Here is a 17,486-nt window from a genome sequence, read left to right as displayed (position 1 = left end):
TGCATCTCGCCCGTCTGCCGCCGGACGCCGCGGGTATCAGTTCTCGATCAGGCGTGCGCGTGCAGCGGCTTGCCGGCGAGGGCCAGGTGCGCCTCGCCCAGGGCCTCGTTCTGCGTCGGGTGGGCGTGCACGAGCTGCGCCACCTCGGCCGGGTACGCCTCCCAGTTGTAGATGAGCTGCGCCTCGCCGATCAGCTCACCGACCCGGGCGCCGACCATGTGCACGCCGACCACCGGGCCGTCCTCCACCCGGACCAGCTTCACGAAGCCGGCCGTCTTGAGGATCTGGCTCTTGCCGTTGCCGCCCAGGTTGTAGTTGTAGCTCTTGACCTTGTCGGCGCCGTACTGCTCCTTGGCCTTCGCCTCGGTCAGGCCGACCGATGCCAGCTCCGGCTCGCAGTAGGTGACCCGCGGGACGCCGGCCTCGTCGATCACGGCCGGGTTGTTGCCGGCGATCTCCTCGGCCACGAAGATGCCCTGCTGGAAGCCGCGGTGGGCGAGCTGGAGGCCGGGCACGATGTCGCCGACGGCGTAGACGTTCGGCACGCTGGTGCGCAGCCGCTCGTCGGTCAGCACGTAGCCGCGGTCCATCCTGACGCCCTGCTCCTCGTACCCGAGGTTGGCGGTGTTCGGGCCGCGGCCGACGGCGACCAGCAGCAGCTCGGCCTCGACGGTCTCGCCGCCGGCGATGGTCACCCGCACGCCGTTCTCGGTCTTCTCGACCTTCTCGAACGGCTTGCCGACCTTGAAGTTGATCTTCCGCTTGCGGAACGCCCGCTCCAGCGCCTTCGACGACTCCTCGTCCTCGGCGGCGACCAGGCGGGGCAGCGCCTCGATGATGGTCACGTCGACGCCGAAGGACTTCCACACGCTGGCGAACTCGACGCCGATGACGCCGCCACCGAGCACGATCGCGGAGGACGGGACCCGGTCCAGCGTCAGCGCGTGGTCGCTGGTGATGACCCGCTCGCCGTCGACCTCCAGGCCGGGCAGGCTCTTCGCGTACGAGCCGGAGGCCAGCACGACGTTGCGGCCGGTGTACCGCTTGCCGTCGACCTCGACGGCGTTCGGCGCGACCAGCTTGCCGGCGCCCGCCACGAACGTGATGTTCTTGGAACCGCCCACCAGGCCCTGCAGGCCCTTGTAGAGGCGGGAGATGACCCCGTCCTTGTACGCGTTGACCCCGGCCATGTCGATGCCGACCAGCTCGGCCTTGACGCCGAACTGCTCCGACTCGCGGGTCTGGTCGGCGATCTCGGCGGCGTGCAGCAGCGCCTTGGTGGGGATGCAGCCGTTGTGCAGGCAGGTCCCGCCGAGCTTGCCCTTCTCGATCAGCGCGACCGACAGGTTCAGCTGGGCGGCACGCAGCGCGGTCGCGTAGCCGCCGCTACCACCTCCGAGGATGACGATGTCGAAGGTTGCGTCGTTCGGCTCGCTCACGTCCAACTCCCAGGTCGCGTCGCTGCATCGGGGGTCACGGCGGGTGACAGTGGCCGCCCCCACCTCGGTCATCTTGTCACCACCCCGCACCGGACGCGTAGTGAGGTGCCCAACGACACGTCTCCGGCACGTACGCTTGCCATGCTCTTCGATGACGGACATGGGGGGACGGTCGGTGGCGCTGTTCCGACGACGACGCAAGCAGGCGCGCCCGGCGGGCGGCGACCGGCCGGCCGACCGCGCCGATCTCGACCACCTGGAGAACTTCGTCCGGACCCGGCGGGGCGTCGAGGCGTACATCGAGCCGCGGACCACGGTCACCGAGACGACGGTCATCCTGATCGCCGACGACGGGGAGTGGACCCGCCGCCGCATCGACGGCCCGGAGGGCGCCCGTCGCTTCGCCCACCGCCTGGCCATCCCGGTCTACGACGTGCGACTCATGGGGTATCCCCAGCGCATGCGCGACTACAACGAGCGCCGCAAGCGCCGCCCCGAGCTGTACTGAACACGCCCGTACGCGTATGCGGGCGTGCCCTGTTGCACGGAGAGAGTGACCATTCCGCGCGGAATGGCCACTCTCTCCGTGAGTCTGCGCCGAGCTCGAGCGGCGTCAGGCGTTCGCCGCGATGTCCTCGACCAGGTGGACCAGGGTGCGGACCGGGACGCCCGTGCCGCCCTTGGTCCAGTAGCCGGTCGCCTCGCCCGAGTGGTAGCTCGGGCCGGCGATGTCGATGTGCGCCCAGGCCACGTCGTCCGTGACGAACTCGCGCAGGAAGACCCCGCCCTGGAGCATGTGGCCCGCCCGGTCCATGCCGGCGTTGACCTGCGAGATGTCGGCGACGTCGGAGTCCATGCCCTTGCGCACGTCGTCCGGCAGCGGCATCGGCCAGGCCGGCTCGCCGGTGGCCTCGCCGGCGGCCTTCACCCGCTCACACAGCTCCGGGGTGCCCATCACGCCGGCGATCCGCTTGCCCAGCGAGATGACCTGCCCGCCGGTCAGGGTGGAGGTCTCGAACAGGTAGTCGGTGCCGTCCTCGCAGGCCCGGGCGATGGCGTCGGCGAGGACCATCCGGCCCTCGGCGTCGGTGTTGAGCACCTCCACCTGCTTGCCGTTGTACATGCTGATCACGTCGCCCGGCCGGTAGCTGGTGCCGGACGGCATGTTCTCGGCCATCGGCAGGTACCCGGTCACCGCGACCGACGGCTTCAGCGCGGCGATCGCCAGCATGGCGGCGCCGACGGCCGCCGCGCCGCCCATGTCGGACTTCATCTCCCACATGCCCTGCGCGGGCTTGATCGAGACGCCGCCCGTGTCGAAGGTGATGCCCTTGCCGACCAGCGCGACCCGCTTGCCGTTGCCGCCGCCCTCCGGGGTGTAGGTCAGCTTGACCAGGCGCGGCGGGGCCTCCGAGCCCTGGCCGACGGCGAGGATGCCGCCGTAGCCGCCGGCCGCCAGAGCCGCCTCGTCCAGCACCTCGACGCCCAGCCCCGCCTCGCGGGCGGCCTCGGCCACCGCGTCGGCGAACGCCGGCGGGCGCAGCAGGTTCGGAGCGGTGTTCACCCAGTCCCGGGTGAGCCGGACCGCGTTCGTCACGGCCTGCGCCCGGGTCACCTCGGCCTGGGCGCTCGCGTCGCCCGCGTCGGGGACGGCGACCAGCACCTCGGCCACCGGCTCCCGCCGAGCCGGCTGCGGCCGCGTCTTGTAGCCGGCGAAGCGGTACCCGCCGAGCAGCGCGCCCTCGGCGACCGCCCGCAGCGCGGCCGCCGCGTCGGCGTCGTCGGGCAGCGGCAGGCTCAGCGCCACCCGGCGCGCCCCGGCCAGGGCCCGCACGGCCGACCCGGCCGCCCGGCGCAGGGCCTCCGGCGCGGGGGCGGCGCCGGTCGGCTCGCCGCCGAGCCCGACCGCGACGACGACCGGGGCGGTGACCGTGCCCAGGGTTGCCAGCTTGACGACCTCACCCGGGGCGCCGGTCGCGCCGAGTAGCGCCAGCGTTTCGGTGAGCTTGCCGTCGAAGGCCGCGGCGATGCTCTCGGCGCCGCTGGCCAGCAGCAGCGCGCCGGCGGGGCCGGCATCGGCAGCCTGCTCCCCGCTCTGGCTGTAGAGGCCGATCACGATCGCGTCGACGGCGAGTTCGGCGGGGTCGGTGTCGACCAGACTGAGGGTGGTGCTGGGCGATGTCACTGAGGCAACTCCGGGCGGGCCGGGCCGGACGCGTCGTCGCGTACCGGCGATGAAGGTCTCCGGCGGCAACCTACCCGCCGGATGATTGGCTGTCCCGCCGAACGCCGCCGGCAGGGTCCCGCCGATGCTAACCAGCCGTTCAAGGGCCGGTAAGTTGCCACCCATGACCGACGTGACCTCCGGCGCCGCCGCGATCCGACTGCGCCGTTCCCCGCTGCACGAGCGGCACGCCGCCCTCGGCGCCAAGTTCGCCCCGTTCGGCGGTTGGGAGATGCCGCTGGAGTACGCCGGGGGCGGGGTGCTCAAGGAACACGCGGCGGTTCGCGCCGGGGTCGGCGTGTTCGACGTGTCGCACCTGGGCAAGGCGCGGGTGGCCGGGCCGGGGGCCGCGGACTTCGTCAACGCGTGCCTGACCAACGACCTCGGCCGGATCGCCCCGGGCGGCGCGCAGTACACGCTGTGCTGTGACGACGCCACCGGCGGCGTGGTGGACGACATCATCGCCTACCTGTACGCCTCCGACCACGTCTTCCTCATCCCGAACGCCGCGAACACCGCCGAGGTGGTGCGCCGGCTGCGCGCCGCCGCCCCGGAGCACGTGGTCGTCACCGACGAACACGAGGCGTACGCGGTGCTGGCCGTGCAGGGGCCGCGCTCGGCGGAGCTGCTCGACGCGCTGGGCCTGCCCACCGACCACGGCTACATGAGCTTCCGGCCCGCCACCCTGGCCGGGGCCGACCTGACCGTCTGCCGCACCGGCTACACCGGCGAGCTGGGCTACGAGCTGGTGGTGCCGGCCGAGCACGCCGTCGCGGTCTGGGACGCGCTGTTCGCCGCGGGGGAGGGCTTCGAGCTCCGGGCGTGCGGGCTGGGCGCGCGGGACACGCTGCGCACCGAGATGGGGTACCCGCTGCACGGGCAGGACCTGTCGCCGGACATCACCCCGGTGCAGGCCCGCGCGGGCTGGGCCGTCGGCTGGGGCAAGCCGGCGTTCTGGGCCGCGACGCGCTGCTCGCCGAGAAGGCGGCCGGCCCCCGGCGTACGCTGCGCGGCCTGGAGGCCGTCGACCGGGCGATCCCGCGCGCCGGCATGACCGTGTACGCGGGTGAGCAGGCCGTCGGCACGGTCACCAGCGGCACCTTCTCGCCGACCCGCAAGCTCGGCATCGCCCTGGCCCTCGTGGACACCGCGGCCGGCCTGGCCGACGACGCGACGGTCGAGGTCGACATCCGCGGCCGCCGCGCCCCGATGCGTCTCACCCGCCCCCCCTTCGTGCAGCCCTCGGTCAAGTAACCGCCGATCCCGGTGCCGGGCCCCCGCCCCGGCCCCGGTGCCGGGCCCCCGCCCCGGCCCCGGTGCCGGGCCCCGGCCCCGGCCCCGGGCCCCGCCCCGGCCCCGGGCCCCCGCCCGCCCCGGTGATCAAGAAGAATGCGTCAGGAACGGCGCTCCCGTTGACGCAAATCTCTTGATCGTCGGGGCCGGCGGGGCCGGCGGGGCCGGCGGGGCCGGCGGGCCGGCGGGATCGGCGGGATCGGCGGGATCGGCGGGGCCGGCGGGATCGGCGGGGCCGGCGGGGCCGGCGGGATCGGCGAGGCCGGCGAGGCCGGCGGGCCGGTGGGGCCGGCGGGATCGGCGGGCCGGCTGCCGGGCGGGTGCGCTGGAAGGGCGGCGGGTCAGGCGGGGGATTCGCCGGCGTCCAGGACGGCCTGCGTCCAGCCGCCCTCGATCACGCCTGTGCCGTCGAGGACTGCCCAGTCGACGACGTCGGCCGCCTCGACCACCACCGGGGAGCCGATCCGGACGCTCGGGTCGTTGGCGGCGTCGCTGGCGCTGGCGCCCGTGATCCGCTCCGGGGAGTCCCACGAGGCCACGCCGGCCCAGACGTACTCGGGTCCGTCGTCGCCGGGCAGGCCGTACTTGACGACGAGCTGCGACTCCGGCGGCAGCGCGCCGGCCAGGAACCGGGCCCGGACGTCGTCCAGGCCGGCCCGGGCGGTGGCGATCGCCCTGCTCATCGCGTCCCCGGGGCGGGTGTAGCGGACGTCCGGCTGGATGCCGGCGAACAGGGTGGCGCAGGCCGCGGCGAAGTACCGGCCGGCCGGCCCCGGGTGCCCGGGCGGCGGGCGCAGGCTCAGGAACGAGTCCGCCTCCGGGTCGGTCGCCGGGTCCAGTTCCAACCGCAGCAGCACCGGCGCGGTCGCCCCGTGCTGCTCCGGGTTGCCGTACGCCACCGCGATGTCGTGCCCGGTGACCGTGGCGAGCACCGGCAGCTGCACGAACGCGGGCACCTCCTCGCCGGCCAGACCGTCGGTCCACTCCCGCAGCAGCCGCCGGGCCGCCCCGGTCATCACCGCGCCCCAGGCCCGGGTCAGGTGGTCGGGTACCCCCTGGGTCTGCAGCTCCAGCAGCCCGAACCGCCGCAGCCCCTTCGTGGTGAACCACAGCCCGTCGGCGTCGGAGGAGTACGGCACGAGGATCCAGTCGATCAGGCGAACCCGCCCCTGCGCGTCGGGCAGCGACCGCAGCGCCGCCGCCGGGTCGAGGAACTGCAGGCCGAAGACGTCCACCACGTCCCCGCCGGAGCGCTCGGCGACCGCGGCGGCCACCGCACGCGCCGCCCACTCGTGCGCCGGCGGCCAGCCCGGCCGGTACTCCGCCTGCACGACGACGAGGTGGGTGGCCGCGGCGAGCCGGTCGAGTTGCGCCTCGCTCGCCCCGAACGCGGCGAGCAGGTCCGGCGGCAGCTCGGGGAACTCGCCGATCGGCCGGGTGTCCACGCTCATCAGCGGGCTGTCCAGCATCTGCGTCGCCAGCCCGTGCACCGGCTCGGCGAGCCGGCCGGCCAGCCCCCGGACGGCGGCCTTCGGACCGACCCGCGGCAGCCCCCGCGTCGGCACCAGGTAGGTCGCGCTGAGCGACTCCGGGACGGGGACCGGCAGGAAGTCGTCCGTGATGAGCATGGCCCTCCCGTCTCCTCACGCCGCCCTGTCGCCCGAAACGCTACCCGCCCCGCCGCCCGAGGGTCAGCGGCTCGCCACCAGACCCAGGTAGACCAGCGTGGTGACCACCTCCACCGCCGCGCCGAGCACGTCGCCGGTGACGCCGCCGAGGCGGCGTACCACGTGCCGCAGCAGCAGCACCGCGACGGCGAGGGCGGCGAGCACGGCGGCCGGCCCCTGCCACGGCCGGCCCGGCACGGCGGCCACGGCGACGAGCGCGACGGCGGCCGCGCCGAGGGCCACCGCGGGCGGCCCGACGGTGCCGGCGACCAGCGCGCCGAGCCCGTCCGGGCGGGCCGCCGGCACCCCCGCCGGCAGGCCACGGTCACCCCGAGCCGGCCGGCCGCCGTGGCCGCCACCACGGCCGCGAGCGTCGCCGGCCACGGCCCGGCCGCCAGCTCCGCGAGCGCGGCGGCCTGCACCAGCAGTACGACCACCAGCGCGACCACTCCGAAGGGGCCCACGTCCGGCTTCTTCATGATCTCCAGTGCCGCCGCCCCCCGCCGGTACGAGCCGAGCGCGTCGACGGTGTCGGCCAGCCCGTCCAGGTGCAGCCCCCGGGTGAGCAGGGCGCCGACGCCGACCGTCACCCCGGCCGCGACCAGCGGCGCCGTGACGGACGCCAGGGCCAGCAGCGCCCCGGCGAGCGCCGCGCCGAGCAGCGCACCGACGGCCGGGGCGAGCGCCATCGCGGCGCCCGCCGCGGCCCGGTCCACCCGGCCGCCGCGCACCGGCAGCGTGCTGAACGTGGTGAGCGCCAGCCGCAGGCCGTCGCCGAGGCGCCCCTCAGCCGGCACGCCGCCCGGCCGGGTCCGCCGTGGCGGCCCCGGCCGACCCGGTCGTCGGCTCCTCGGCCGGCTCGATGCCGGCCGGCCGGTCCGCTTCCGCCGGCTTGGCTGGTTCCGCCGGTTCCGCCGGCTCGGCTGGTTCCGCCGGTTCCGCCGGCTTGGCTGGTTCCGCCGGTTCGGCCGGCTTGGCTGGTTCCGCTGGTTCCGCCGGCTTGGCTGGTTCCGCCGGTTCGGCCGGCTTGGCTGGTTCCGCTGGTTCCCCCGGTTCCGCCGGCTTGGCTGGTTCGGTCGGCCCGGTGGTGGCCGGCCCGGGGCCCGCCGGCTCGGGCTCGCGGAAGTCCGGCTCCGTGCCGTCGCCCGGCTCGTCGGTGGCGTCGACCGTGCGGCCGCCCGGCCCGTCGGCGCCCGCGCCCGCTCCGGCGACCGGCCGGGCGGGCAGCCCGGCGGCCAGCGCCAGCACCGAGCGCAGCAGCGGCAGCGCGGCCAGGGCGTTCGCGCCCTCGCCCAGGTCGAGCCGCAGGTCGAGCAGCGGGGTCAGGCCCAGCACGTCGGCACCCAGCCGGACCGCCGGATGGCCCCCGTCGTCGGCCAGCAGGCACCAGTGCCGGGCCTGCCCGGCCAGATCCCGGCTGACCAGGCCGGCGGCGATGCCGACCGGGCCGTCGAGCAGCACCGGAACCCGGCGGGCGGTCGCCCCGAGCAGCACGCCGGTGGCCACCGCGATCGTCCCGCCGCCCAGCTCGGCCAGCGCGTCCCGGGCGTCGCGGGGCGAGCGCCGGGTGCGGTGCATCGCGTCTCGGACGGCGGCGCAGCGCCGCATCCAGGCCGCGTCGTCGATCTGGCCGTGCTCCGTCACGACCCGGCCCAGCACCGCCGGCGGCTCCGCCCCGGCGGTCGCCGCGAGCACGGCGGCCGCCGCCGCCTCCGTGCCGGCCCCGCACGCCCCCAACACCAGCAGCCGTACGCCCGCGTCGGCGGCCTCCTCGGCGAGCCGCCAGCCGTACCGCAGGGCCTTGTCCACGGTCTCCGGATCCAGCGCGGGCATGCCCTCCATCGGGGCGGCGGCCGGGGCCTCCGCCACCTGGAGGCTGGCGCCGTTCTCGGCGGCCAGCCGGGCCAGCGCGCCCTGGCCGGCGCGGGCCTGCGCGGCCCGGCGGGCCGACTCCGCGGTCGAGGCGCCCGCCGCCGCGCCGCCGTTGTGGTCGCCGTGCAGCAGCAGCACCCGTACGGCGTCCCAGGGCGCCGGGGTCGGGGTGCCCTGGGTGGCGGCGGCGAAGGCGACCACCCGTTCCAGCACGCCCAGCCCCGCCCCGGGCAGGTCGAGGGTGGCGAGCCGCTCCACGGCCTGCGGGCCCGTGTGCTCGTCCGGCATGGGCAGGTCCATCCCGGGCTGGATGACCAGGCCCGTGGCGACCATCGGCAGCGCCATCGTCGGCGCGGCCCACGGGGCGCCCTCCGGCTGCGGGGCGGCGGGCGGGGCCGGGGAGACGGCGGCCGGGGTCAGCACGTCCGGCAGGGCGGCCTCCCAGCCCTGGCCGGCGGCCATCTCGCCCCTGTCGGCGGCCACCCGGTCGGGCGCGGCGGGCTGCGCCGGGACGGCGGCGGCGCGGGCCGGGGCGGCCGGCTTCAGCCAGCACGCCTGGCCGGCGACCACGAGGACGACCGCGTCGCACGCCTCGGCAACCGCCCGGTTGGCCGAGCCGAGGGCGTCGGCGAACGCCCGGCCCAACGGCGTGGCCGGCACCAGCGACAGGCCCACCTCGGGGCTGACCAGCACGAGCCGGGCCGGGCAGCCGCGGACCGCCGCGGCCAGCTCCGCGATGGTGGCCGTGTCGTCGGCCGGCTGGTGGGCCGGGTCGAGCAGGACGGTCACCCAGCCGCCGAGGTCGTCGACGAGCAGTGTCTCGCCGGGGCCGGCGGACGCGATGACGTCGGCCAGTCGGCGCGGGTCGTCGGCCGTCTCCTCCGTGGTCCAGCCGGCCGGCCGCCGGCCGCGGTGCGCCGCCAGGCGGGCCGCCCACTCGGCGTCCGCCGGGTCGCCGGTCGCCGCCGTCGCCACGTAGCGGACCGTGGACGCGTCGGCGACCAGGGACTCTGCGAACTCGGACTTGCCCGAGCGGATACCGCCGAGCACCAGGAGCGTGTGCCACCCGTCAACGGACATGCCCGTACCTTAAGGCCGCCGCAGGCCGCGCCGCCCGCCGGCCCGTACGCCGACCGGCGGTCGCGGCGGCGCCCGCGTCGAACGCTCAGCCGCAGTGCTCGTACGGGCTGCCGTAGCCGGCCCCGCCGACCGAGCCGCCCCACCTGACGCAGGCCCGGGCCGCGGCCGCCCGCACCGGCCCGGCGTAGTACGCGAAGGAGCCGCCGTCGGTGACCCGGGCCTTCCCCTGCACCTCCAGGTACGCGGACACGGCCGATTTCACGCCCACCCCGGTGTCCTTGAGCGTCACCACGCAGTTCTCTCCCGTCGCGGCCTTGTACAGCAGGAACACCCGCCCGCGCCGGACACCGTCGGAACCGGTCAGCGTCGCCGAGTCGATCACGGCGTACCCGCTGCCGCAGACCCGCGCCGCCGTGTACGGGTTCGGCTTCGGCGGGGCGGTGGTGGTCGTACCCGGGCGGGGGCTGGCGCTCGCGGCGCCGGAGGGCGCGGCCGCGTCGTCGGCGGGGCGGGTCGGCCGGGCGGTGGTGCCGGGGCGGGCGGACCCGGACGGCGTCGCCGAGGCGGCGACGCCGGTGGGGGCGGGCCGGACCGAGCGGATCGTGCCGGCGTCACCGGGCCCGGCCACGGCCGGTGCCGAACCCCCGTCCAGCGCGGCCGGCGGCTCCTGCGCGGCCTGTCCCGGGGCCCACCAGAGCGCCGTCGCGGCGACGACGGCCACCAGCACCGCGGCCACCGCGGCGGCGACGCCGGCCAGCGCGAGACGGCGACGCCGCCGGGAACCGGCGGTCTCGGTCTCCAGGGTGGCCGGCAGGCCACCGTCCGGGCCGGGCCCGGACGAGACCCCCGGCAGGTACGGCGCGGGGCCGCCGGGCCGGGGGGCGGGTACGGGTACGGCCGGCGGGACCGGCGGTGGGCCGGCCGGCGTGGGCGGGGTGACCTGGGCTTCCGGGGGCATCGGCCGGGCCGGGCCGACGGGAGGCGGGGTCGGGACGCCGGTGGGCGGGGTCGGGACGACGGGAGGCGGGGTCGGGACGCCGGGAGGTGTGGATGGGGCGCTCGGTGCCGGGCCCGGCACCGCCCACGGCGGGCGGGCCGAGACCGGAAAGGTGGCCATCGTGGCGTCGCGCGCCTCCAGGGCCGCGTCGGCCAGCTCCGCCGCGCTGGCGTACCGGTCGGCGGGGCGCTTCGCCATCGCCCGGGCGATCAGCTCCACCACCGGCGGCGGGGTGCCCGGCGGCAGCGGCGCCGGCTCGTCCTGGGCGTGCCGCATGGCCACCTGCAACGGGTTGGTCCCGTCGAACGGGGGCCGGCCGGCGAGGCAGTAGTAGGCCACCGCGCCGAGGGCGTAGACGTCGGTGGCCGCCGACACCGGCTGGCCCGTGGCCTGCTCGGGGGACATGTACGAGGCGGTGCCGAGCACGGTGTGCGCGGCGGTGATGCTGGCCGCGCCGCGGGACCGGGCGATGCCGAAGTCGACCAGCACCACCGTGCCGTCCCGCTGCACCATCAGGTTGCCCGGCTTGACGTCGCGGTGCACGATCCCCGCCGTGTGGGCGACGTGCAGCGCCCCCGCCGCCTGGGCCACCACCGACATCGTGGACGCCGGGTCCAGCCGCCCCGCCCGGCGCATCCAGGTCACCAGCGGCTCGCCGTCGACGTACTCCATCACCAGGTAGCTGACCTGGCTGCCGTCGTCGAGGGTGGACTGCCCGAAGTCGTGCACGGCGACGATGCCGGGGTGGCGCAGGGCGGCCATCATCCTGGCCTCGGCGTGGAACCGCGTGGTGAACTCCGGATCGGCGGTCAGCGACGGCAGCAGCACCTTCACGGCCACCACCCGGTCCAGCAGGGTGTCCGTGCACCGCCACACGGCGCCCATGCCGCCGGTCGCGACGCGTTCGGTGAGCAGGTACCGGCCGCCGAGCAGCACTCCTTGAGTCAGCACCGCGCCACCGTACCGGCCCGGAACTGCCCCGATGACCCACCCGGCCGCCCGCCGCGGACGGAGCGCCGGGCCCGTCCCGTGCGGGGCCGACTACGCTTGCGGGGGTTCGTCCCAGGGGACTCAGCGGCGAGGGGAGACGCGGCATGGCGTGGAGCTGGCGGTACGAGGGCGCGGACGGCGCGTCGGTCGGGGGACCGGCGGAGACGTTCGGCAGCCAGGCGGACGCCGAGTCGTGGATCGGCCAGACCTGGCGGGAACTCGCGGCGTCCGGCGTCACCACGGTAACGCTCGTCGAGGACGACCGGGTGGAGTACCGGATGAGCCTGCAGCCTCCGGCCGAGTGATGACCGGCGACCGCCCGGGCGCCGGCGAGCCGCTGGTGCTCGGGGTGCCCCGGGACGCGTTCCGGCCCAGCCCGATCTTCGTCGGCCTGGTCGCCCTGATGGCGACCAGCGCCGTGCTGGCCTGGAACCGGATCGGCAACGTCCGGTTCGACGTGTTCCTCTTCGTCGTCTCGGGCTGGCTGGTCTCGCTCTGCCTGCACGAGTACGCTCACGCGCTGGTCGCGTACCGGGCCGGCGACCGCGGCGTCGCGCATCGGGGCTACCTGCGGCTCAACCCCTTCACGTACACCCACCCGCTGCTGTCGATCGTGCTGCCCGTGGTGGTGGTGCTGCTCGGCGGGATCGGCCTGCCCGGCGGGGCGGTGTGGGTGGACCGGCACGCCATCCCGGGCCGGGGGCGGCACACCCTGGTCAGCCTCGCCGGCCCGGCCACCAACGTGCTGTTCACCGTGCTGCTGGTGGCCGTCCTGCGGCTCGGGTTCGGCGGCAACGGGTCGGTCGAGTTCTGGGCCGGCGTGGCGTTGCTGGCGTTCCTCCAGCTCACCGCGAGCGTGCTCAACCTGCTGCCGGTGCCCGGGCTGGACGGCGGCAACATGATCCAGCCGTGGCTGAACCCGCAGTGGCGGCGGATGTACGACCTGTTCGCCCCGTACGGGTTCATCCTGCTCTTCGCGCTGCTGTGGAACCCGCGCATCGGCGGCTGGTTCTTCGACGGGATCTTCGCCGTGGCGGATGTGCTGGGTTTGCCCCCGCAGCTCTACGTCGCCGGCCTCGACCTGATCCGCTTCTGGCGGGGCTGACGGCGCGCGATCATGATGCCCGGGGTCCGGCCGGCGCGCCCGCGCCGGCCGGACCCGGGCGGGATCACGGGCGCCGGGCGGGGGACACCGTCTTCGCCGGGTCGCGCTCGGTGACCGGGTCCACGATGGCGTCGATCGCCTTCAGCAGGTCGGCGTCGAGCTTCACGCCGGCGGCCTTGACGTTGTCGTGCACCTGGTCGGGCCGGGACGCGCCGATGATCGCCGAGGCGACGTTCGGGTTCTGCAGCACCCAGGCGACGGCGAGCTGCGGCATGGTCAGCCCGGCCTGCTCGGCCAGCGGCCTGAGCTGCTGCACCCGGGTCAGCACCTCGTCGGTGAGGAACCGGGCGATGAAGTTCGCACCCGACTTCTCGTCCGTGGCGCGGGAGCCGGCGGGCGGCGGCTGGCCCGGCAGGTACTTGCCGGAGAGCACGCCCTGCGCCATCGGCGACCAGACGATCTGCCCGATGCCCAGCTCCTCGCTGGTGGGGATCACCTCGGCCTCGATGACCCGCCACAGCATCGAGTACTGCGGCTGGCTGGACACCAGCGGGATGCGCAGCTCCCGGGCGAGCCGGTGGGCCTCGCGGATCTGCGCCGCCGTCCACTCCGACACGCCGATGTAGTGCGCCTTGCCGGAGTGCACGACGTCGGCGAACGCCTCCATCGTCTCCTCCAGCGGCGTGCTGTGGTCGTACCGGTGGGCCTGGTAGAGGTCCACGTAGTCGGTCTGCAGCCGGCGCAGCGAGCCGTTGATCGACTCCATGATGTGCTTGCGGGACAGGCCGCTGTCGTTGCGGCCCGGGCCGGTCGGCCAGTAGACCTTGGTGAAGATCTCCAGCCCCTCGCGGCGCTCGCCCCTGAGCGCCCGCCCGAGCACCTCCTCCGCCTTCGTGCCGGCGTACACGTCGGCGGTGTCGAACGTGGTGATGCCGGCGTCCAGGGCGGCCCGGACGCAGGCGAGGGCGGCGTCCTCCTCGACCTGCGAGCCGTGGGTGATCCAGTTGCCGTACGAGATCTCGCTGACCATCAGGCCCGAGCGGCCTAGGTGTCGGAATTCCATCTCTCGACCCTAGCCCCGTCCGATCATGGTCACGCGGCGGCGAGCCGGCGGGGTGGGCCGGGGCGCAGCGCCGGGCGGCGGCCGCCTTCCGGGCGGGCCGCCCGACGCGTGGCGCGGCTCACAGCAGCGGGGTGGCGTCGGCGAGCAGCTTGTCGATCTCCTCGAGCACCCGGTCCCGGCTCGGGTGCACGCGGTCGATCAGCCGCTCGCCCCGCCGGTCGAGCGCCCCCCAGCGGCCCGCCCCGTCGCCGATCAGGAACGCGACCGGGTGGACGACCACCGTCGGGTGCGCGGGCGCCACGATCACCCGCCCGGTGCGGTCCACCACCCCGCGCCGGCCGTTCAGCTCGACCACGGCCAGTCCCTCCTCGGTGAACCCGTCGATGTAGCGGCCGTCGGCCAGCGCCGTGGTGAGGCTGTGGTACCGGGTGGGGACCACCACGGCACCCGTCCGGTCGACCGCGCCCCAGCCGCCGCCCACGCGCACCGTCGCGAGCCCGCCCCGGAACGGGCGGACGTCGTCGAAGCCGGGCGGGATCACCACGATGTTGGACATGTCGATCGCCATCCAGCCACCGGTGCCGTCCATCGAGACCCAGGCCAGGCCGTCGGAGAACGAGCCGGCCGCCCGGTAGCCGTTGTTCGCCTCGATGAGCGTGCGCCCGGACTCGTCCACCAGCGCCCAGCGGGTCCCCTCCGGCCGGCGCACCCAGGCCACACCCTCCCGGAACGGCTGCACCTCGGCGTAGTCGGTGCCGAGCACCAGGTTGCCGTCGGCGTCGGCGTACCCCCACCGCTGCTGGTCCTGGTCGAACGTGGGCACCGGCGGCCGGCCCGCGCGGACGATCTCGTCCCGCGTGCGCGGGTACGGGCCGAAGCCGTCCCGGCCGGCCCGCTCGGCGACCGCGTCCAGCGCGACGCGGGTCCGCGCGGTCAGCTCGGGGTCGTCGGCCCGGCGCAGGTCCAGCGCCCGTTCGAAGTGGTGGCACGCCTCCATCAGCCGGCCCTGGTCGTAGCAGCACCGCCCCGCGTGCTCGTGCAGGGCCGCCCGCAGCCGGTCGGGCAGCTCGCTGGAGTTCGCCTCGGCGAAGAGCCGGTCGGCCTCGGCGAACTCGCCCCGCCAGCGCAGCACCTGGGCCAGCCGCGCCCGGGCCAGCGCGGTCCGTCGCAACTCGCCGGTGGCCTCGGCGTACGTCAGGGCGAGCCGCGCGTCGTCGAGCGCCTCGTCCAGGTCGCCGAGGATGCGGGACGCGACCGCGCGGAGGCTGAGCAGCCGCGCCCGCGACCGGTTGTCCAGGGCCACGTCGAGCTTCGCGGTCAGCCCGTCCCGCACCGTACGCAGCTTCTCCGGGTCGTCCGTCTCCTCGCGCAGGGTCTCCGGGTGTAGCCGCCACCGCAACGCCGCGAGCGCCTGCTCCGGGTCCGCCGGCCGGTCCTGCCCGGCCGCGCCCCGGCCCGGCGGGCGACACCGGCCGACCGGGCGGCGCGGAGACGGGGTGCGCGGGTACGCCGGACACGGGGTGCGCCGGCACCCCCGAGACGGGGTGCGCGGGGGGTGCGGACACGGGGTGCGCGGGCACCCCCGAGACCGGGTACGCCGGGGGCGCGCTCACCGGGCGGGACGGCGTGTCACCGGCCGGCGGCGGGTCACCGGCCGCCGGGGCGGTGACTGCCGGCGGCGGCACCGTGACGGGCTCGGCCGCGTCGTCCTCGTCGGCCGCCTCGTCCTTGTCGGCCGCGTCGTCCTCGTCGGCCGCGTCGTCCTCGGCCGGCGCGGGTTGCCCGCCGGCGGGTGCGGCGGCGACCGGCGGCACGGGGCGGCTCGGCCGGAACCAGGCGTCCGCGCCGCCCGAGGCCGGAGCGGCCCTGGGGGCCGCCGCCTCCACCGGTGCCGACTCGTCGACCGGTGCCGGCTCGTCCGGTTGAACCGGTTCGTCGAACTGGGCGGGCGGCGGGGGCGCGTCGGCGGGTACGGCGGCCGCGTTCGCTGTGCCGGGTGCCTCCGGAGCTGCCCCGTCCGTGCTACCGGCCGCGCCGGCACTCGCGTCGACCGGAGCGGACGCCGACGGGGCGGGTACGGCGGCGGGCTCCGGCGAGGCGGCGCGTCCCTGCCGTACGTCCCGGATCTCCGGGCGGTCGTCGTCCCGCTGGCCGAACTGCTCCGGCTCCCTCGCGGCCGGCGCGGTCGGGCCGGCGTCCGCGGCGTCGTCTTCGCCGGGACGGTTGGTAACGCCGTAATCGATGCCGCCCCGGGCGCCGATGTGATCATCTGCTGCAGAGGGAGACGACACGCCGTCGGGCTTCTCCGGCAACGACAGATGATCGTGCGGGCGCCCGGCGCGGGCCTCGCCCGCCCTGGCAGGGGCATCTCGCTGCGGGCCGACCGGTCCCTCGACCTGTACCGGGGACGCCCGCTCGCCCGCGGGAGCCGTGGTGGAGCCGCCGCGGGCCGCCAGAGTTCGGTCGGCACCCGGGGCGCTCCCGGCCGGGGGCTCCTCGCGACTGTCGGGTTCGGCGTCCTTGCCGGCCGCCGGCCCTGGCCTGACGGCCGGCTCGGCGGCGGGCGCCGGCCCTGCCGGTGGCACCGGCGGGCGCGCCGGTACGTCGCCGCGCGGACCGGCGGCCGACGTGCCGTCCCGCGTCGGCGGGACGTCCGCGCTCGGCGCGACGCGGCCGTCGGAGCCCGCGCGACCGGGCGATTCCGGCGCGGGATCGGGGGGCGTCGGGTGCGCACGGACCGGCTCGTCGTTCCCGGCCGGCGGCTCCTCGCGCGGCTCGGGCGTGGGTCGGCTCTCGGCCGGGCCGGGAGCCGGCAGGAACTCCAGCCGGAGCCGGGCGGCCGGTGGCCCGGACACCGGTTCCACCGGTGGTGCGGAGACGGGTGGCGCGGAGACCGGTTCCGCCGGTGGCGCGGAGACGGGTGGCGCGGAGACCGGTTCCGCCGGTGGCGCGGACACGGGCTCCATCGGTGGCCCGGACGGCTGGGCCGGCGGGGCGGACACCGGCGGGGCGGGCGGGCCCGAGACCGGCGGGGCCGGCGGGGCGGACACCGGCGGGGCGGGCGGGCCCGAGACCGGCGGGGCCGGCGGGGCGGACACCGGCGGGGCGGGCGGGCCCGAGACCGGCGGGGCGGACACCCGCGAGACCGGCTGGACGGGCGGGGCCGAGACCGGCGCCCGGAGTTCCGGCGCGCTGGGAGCGGGTACCAGCCCCCGTGACGCGGCGCCCCGGCGGGGAAGATCCGGACCGGGCACGCCGGACGCCGGCACGGGCCCCCCGGGCTGCGTGGTCTGGCCGGGAGCACCGTGCCCGGGCGGGCCGGAGACCGGCGTCGGGGGCCCGCCCGGTCCGTGCTCGCGTACCGGCTCCTCGATCGGCCGCTGCGCAGGTGGTTGACCGTCGGGACGGGGGCGGCGCGGCTCCGCCGGCGGGTACCCGGTCGGCCGCCGATCGTCGTGGACCGGCGGGACGGCCCGGTCGACGGGCGGGCGGTGCTCGTACGGGTCGGTGCCGGGGCGGCTCGGTCCCCGCCCGTGCGGCTGGATGGGGCCGGCGTCCGGCCACGGCAGGTCGTCGCGACGCGCCGGTGCCGACCGGGCCGCCGGGTTCCGGGATATCCCCGGGTGCGCGGCGACGTCCCGGGGGCTTCCCGGTACGGGTCGGCCGGCCGGTGCGGCGCATCGACGCCCGGCTGGCCGACGCCCGGCTGGTCGTGCCGGCGGAGCGGCCGCTCCACCGGCTGACCCGCGCGGGGCG

General features: G+C 76.7%; 10 protein-coding genes and 2 pseudogenes. 4 read left to right on the top strand and 8 right to left on the bottom strand.

What is annotated here, in order from left to right; translation table 11 throughout:
• Positions 1-47 precede the first annotated feature (47 nt).
• Positions 48-1,439, bottom strand: a complete 1,392-nt coding sequence (gene lpdA, locus JD77_RS03615; protein WP_145777407.1) for a dihydrolipoyl dehydrogenase — start codon at positions 1,437-1,439, stop codon at positions 48-50.
• 175 nt (positions 1,440-1,614) lie between these two features.
• Here lpdA and JD77_RS03610 point away from each other — a divergent pair, with 175 nt between their 5' ends.
• Positions 1,615-1,947 carry a hypothetical protein gene (locus JD77_RS03610; RefSeq protein WP_145777406.1) on the top strand — a complete coding sequence of 111 codons (333 nt, stop codon included), beginning with the start codon at positions 1,615-1,617 and terminating at the stop codon, positions 1,945-1,947.
• 105 nt (positions 1,948-2,052) lie between these two features.
• On the opposite strand, the gene JD77_RS03605 is transcribed toward JD77_RS03610, so the two are convergent.
• Positions 2,053-3,624 carry a leucyl aminopeptidase gene (locus JD77_RS03605; RefSeq protein ID WP_145773027.1) on the bottom strand — a complete coding sequence of 524 codons (1,572 nt, stop codon included), beginning with the start codon at positions 3,622-3,624 and terminating at the stop codon, positions 2,053-2,055.
• Between the two features lie 163 nt (positions 3,625-3,787).
• On the opposite strand from JD77_RS03605, the pseudogene gcvT reads away from it, so the two are divergent.
• Positions 3,788-4,917: pseudogene (gene gcvT, locus JD77_RS03600) on the top strand (glycine cleavage system aminomethyltransferase GcvT).
• Between the two features lie 380 nt (positions 4,918-5,297).
• Here gcvT and JD77_RS03595 read toward each other — a convergent pair.
• The 4 genes and pseudogenes from JD77_RS03595 to JD77_RS35390 form a co-directional block, all read right to left on the bottom strand.
• Positions 5,298-6,584: a DUF2314 domain-containing protein gene (locus JD77_RS03595; RefSeq protein ID WP_145773026.1), complete on the bottom strand. Its 1,287-nt coding sequence runs from the start codon at positions 6,582-6,584 to the stop codon at positions 5,298-5,300.
• Positions 6,585-6,647: 63 nt separating this feature from the next.
• Positions 6,648-7,420, bottom strand: a pseudogene (gene cobS / locus JD77_RS03590) (adenosylcobinamide-GDP ribazoletransferase).
• Positions 7,410-9,575 carry a bifunctional adenosylcobinamide kinase/adenosylcobinamide-phosphate guanylyltransferase gene (locus tag JD77_RS03585; RefSeq protein WP_170286370.1) on the bottom strand — a complete coding sequence of 722 codons (2,166 nt, stop codon included), beginning with the start codon at positions 9,573-9,575 and terminating at the stop codon, positions 7,410-7,412. The pseudogene cobS and the gene JD77_RS03585 overlap by 11 nt, the downstream one beginning before the upstream one ends.
• A gap of 85 nt (positions 9,576-9,660) precedes the next feature.
• On the bottom strand, positions 9,661-11,523 hold the full coding sequence (locus tag JD77_RS35390) for a serine/threonine-protein kinase (RefSeq protein WP_145773025.1): 1,863 nt from the start codon (positions 11,521-11,523) through the stop codon (positions 9,661-9,663).
• 143 nt (positions 11,524-11,666) lie between these two features.
• On the opposite strand from JD77_RS35390, the gene JD77_RS03575 reads away from it, so the two are divergent.
• Together JD77_RS03575 and JD77_RS03570 are read left to right on the top strand one after the other, a co-directional pair.
• Positions 11,667-11,867 carry a hypothetical protein gene (locus JD77_RS03575; RefSeq protein ID WP_145773024.1) on the top strand — a complete coding sequence of 67 codons (201 nt, stop codon included), beginning with the start codon at positions 11,667-11,669 and terminating at the stop codon, positions 11,865-11,867.
• Positions 11,867-12,667, top strand: coding sequence for a site-2 protease family protein (locus tag JD77_RS03570; RefSeq protein ID WP_145773023.1), 801 nt, complete (start codon positions 11,867-11,869; stop codon positions 12,665-12,667). The genes JD77_RS03575 and JD77_RS03570 overlap by 1 nt, the downstream gene beginning before the upstream one ends.
• Before the next feature lie 64 nt (positions 12,668-12,731).
• On the opposite strand, the gene JD77_RS03565 is transcribed toward JD77_RS03570, so the two are convergent.
• The gene (locus JD77_RS03565; RefSeq protein WP_145773022.1) at positions 12,732-13,730 is read right to left on the bottom strand and encodes an aldo/keto reductase family protein; all 999 of its coding nucleotides are present in this window, start codon (positions 13,728-13,730) and stop codon (positions 12,732-12,734) included.
• A 118-nt stretch (positions 13,731-13,848) separates the two neighbouring features.
• The gene (locus JD77_RS31835) at positions 13,849-15,129 is read right to left on the bottom strand and encodes a WG repeat-containing protein (protein ID WP_170286369.1); all 1,281 of its coding nucleotides are present in this window, start codon (positions 15,127-15,129) and stop codon (positions 13,849-13,851) included.
• Between the last annotated feature and the right edge of the window lie 2,357 nt (positions 15,130-17,486).

Origin of the sequence: Micromonospora olivasterospora, assembly GCF_007830265.1 — a bacterium.
GTDB classification, from domain to species: Bacteria; Actinomycetota; Actinomycetes; order Mycobacteriales; family Micromonosporaceae; genus Micromonospora; species Micromonospora olivasterospora.
This window is presented reverse-complemented; position numbering and strand designations above follow the sequence as displayed.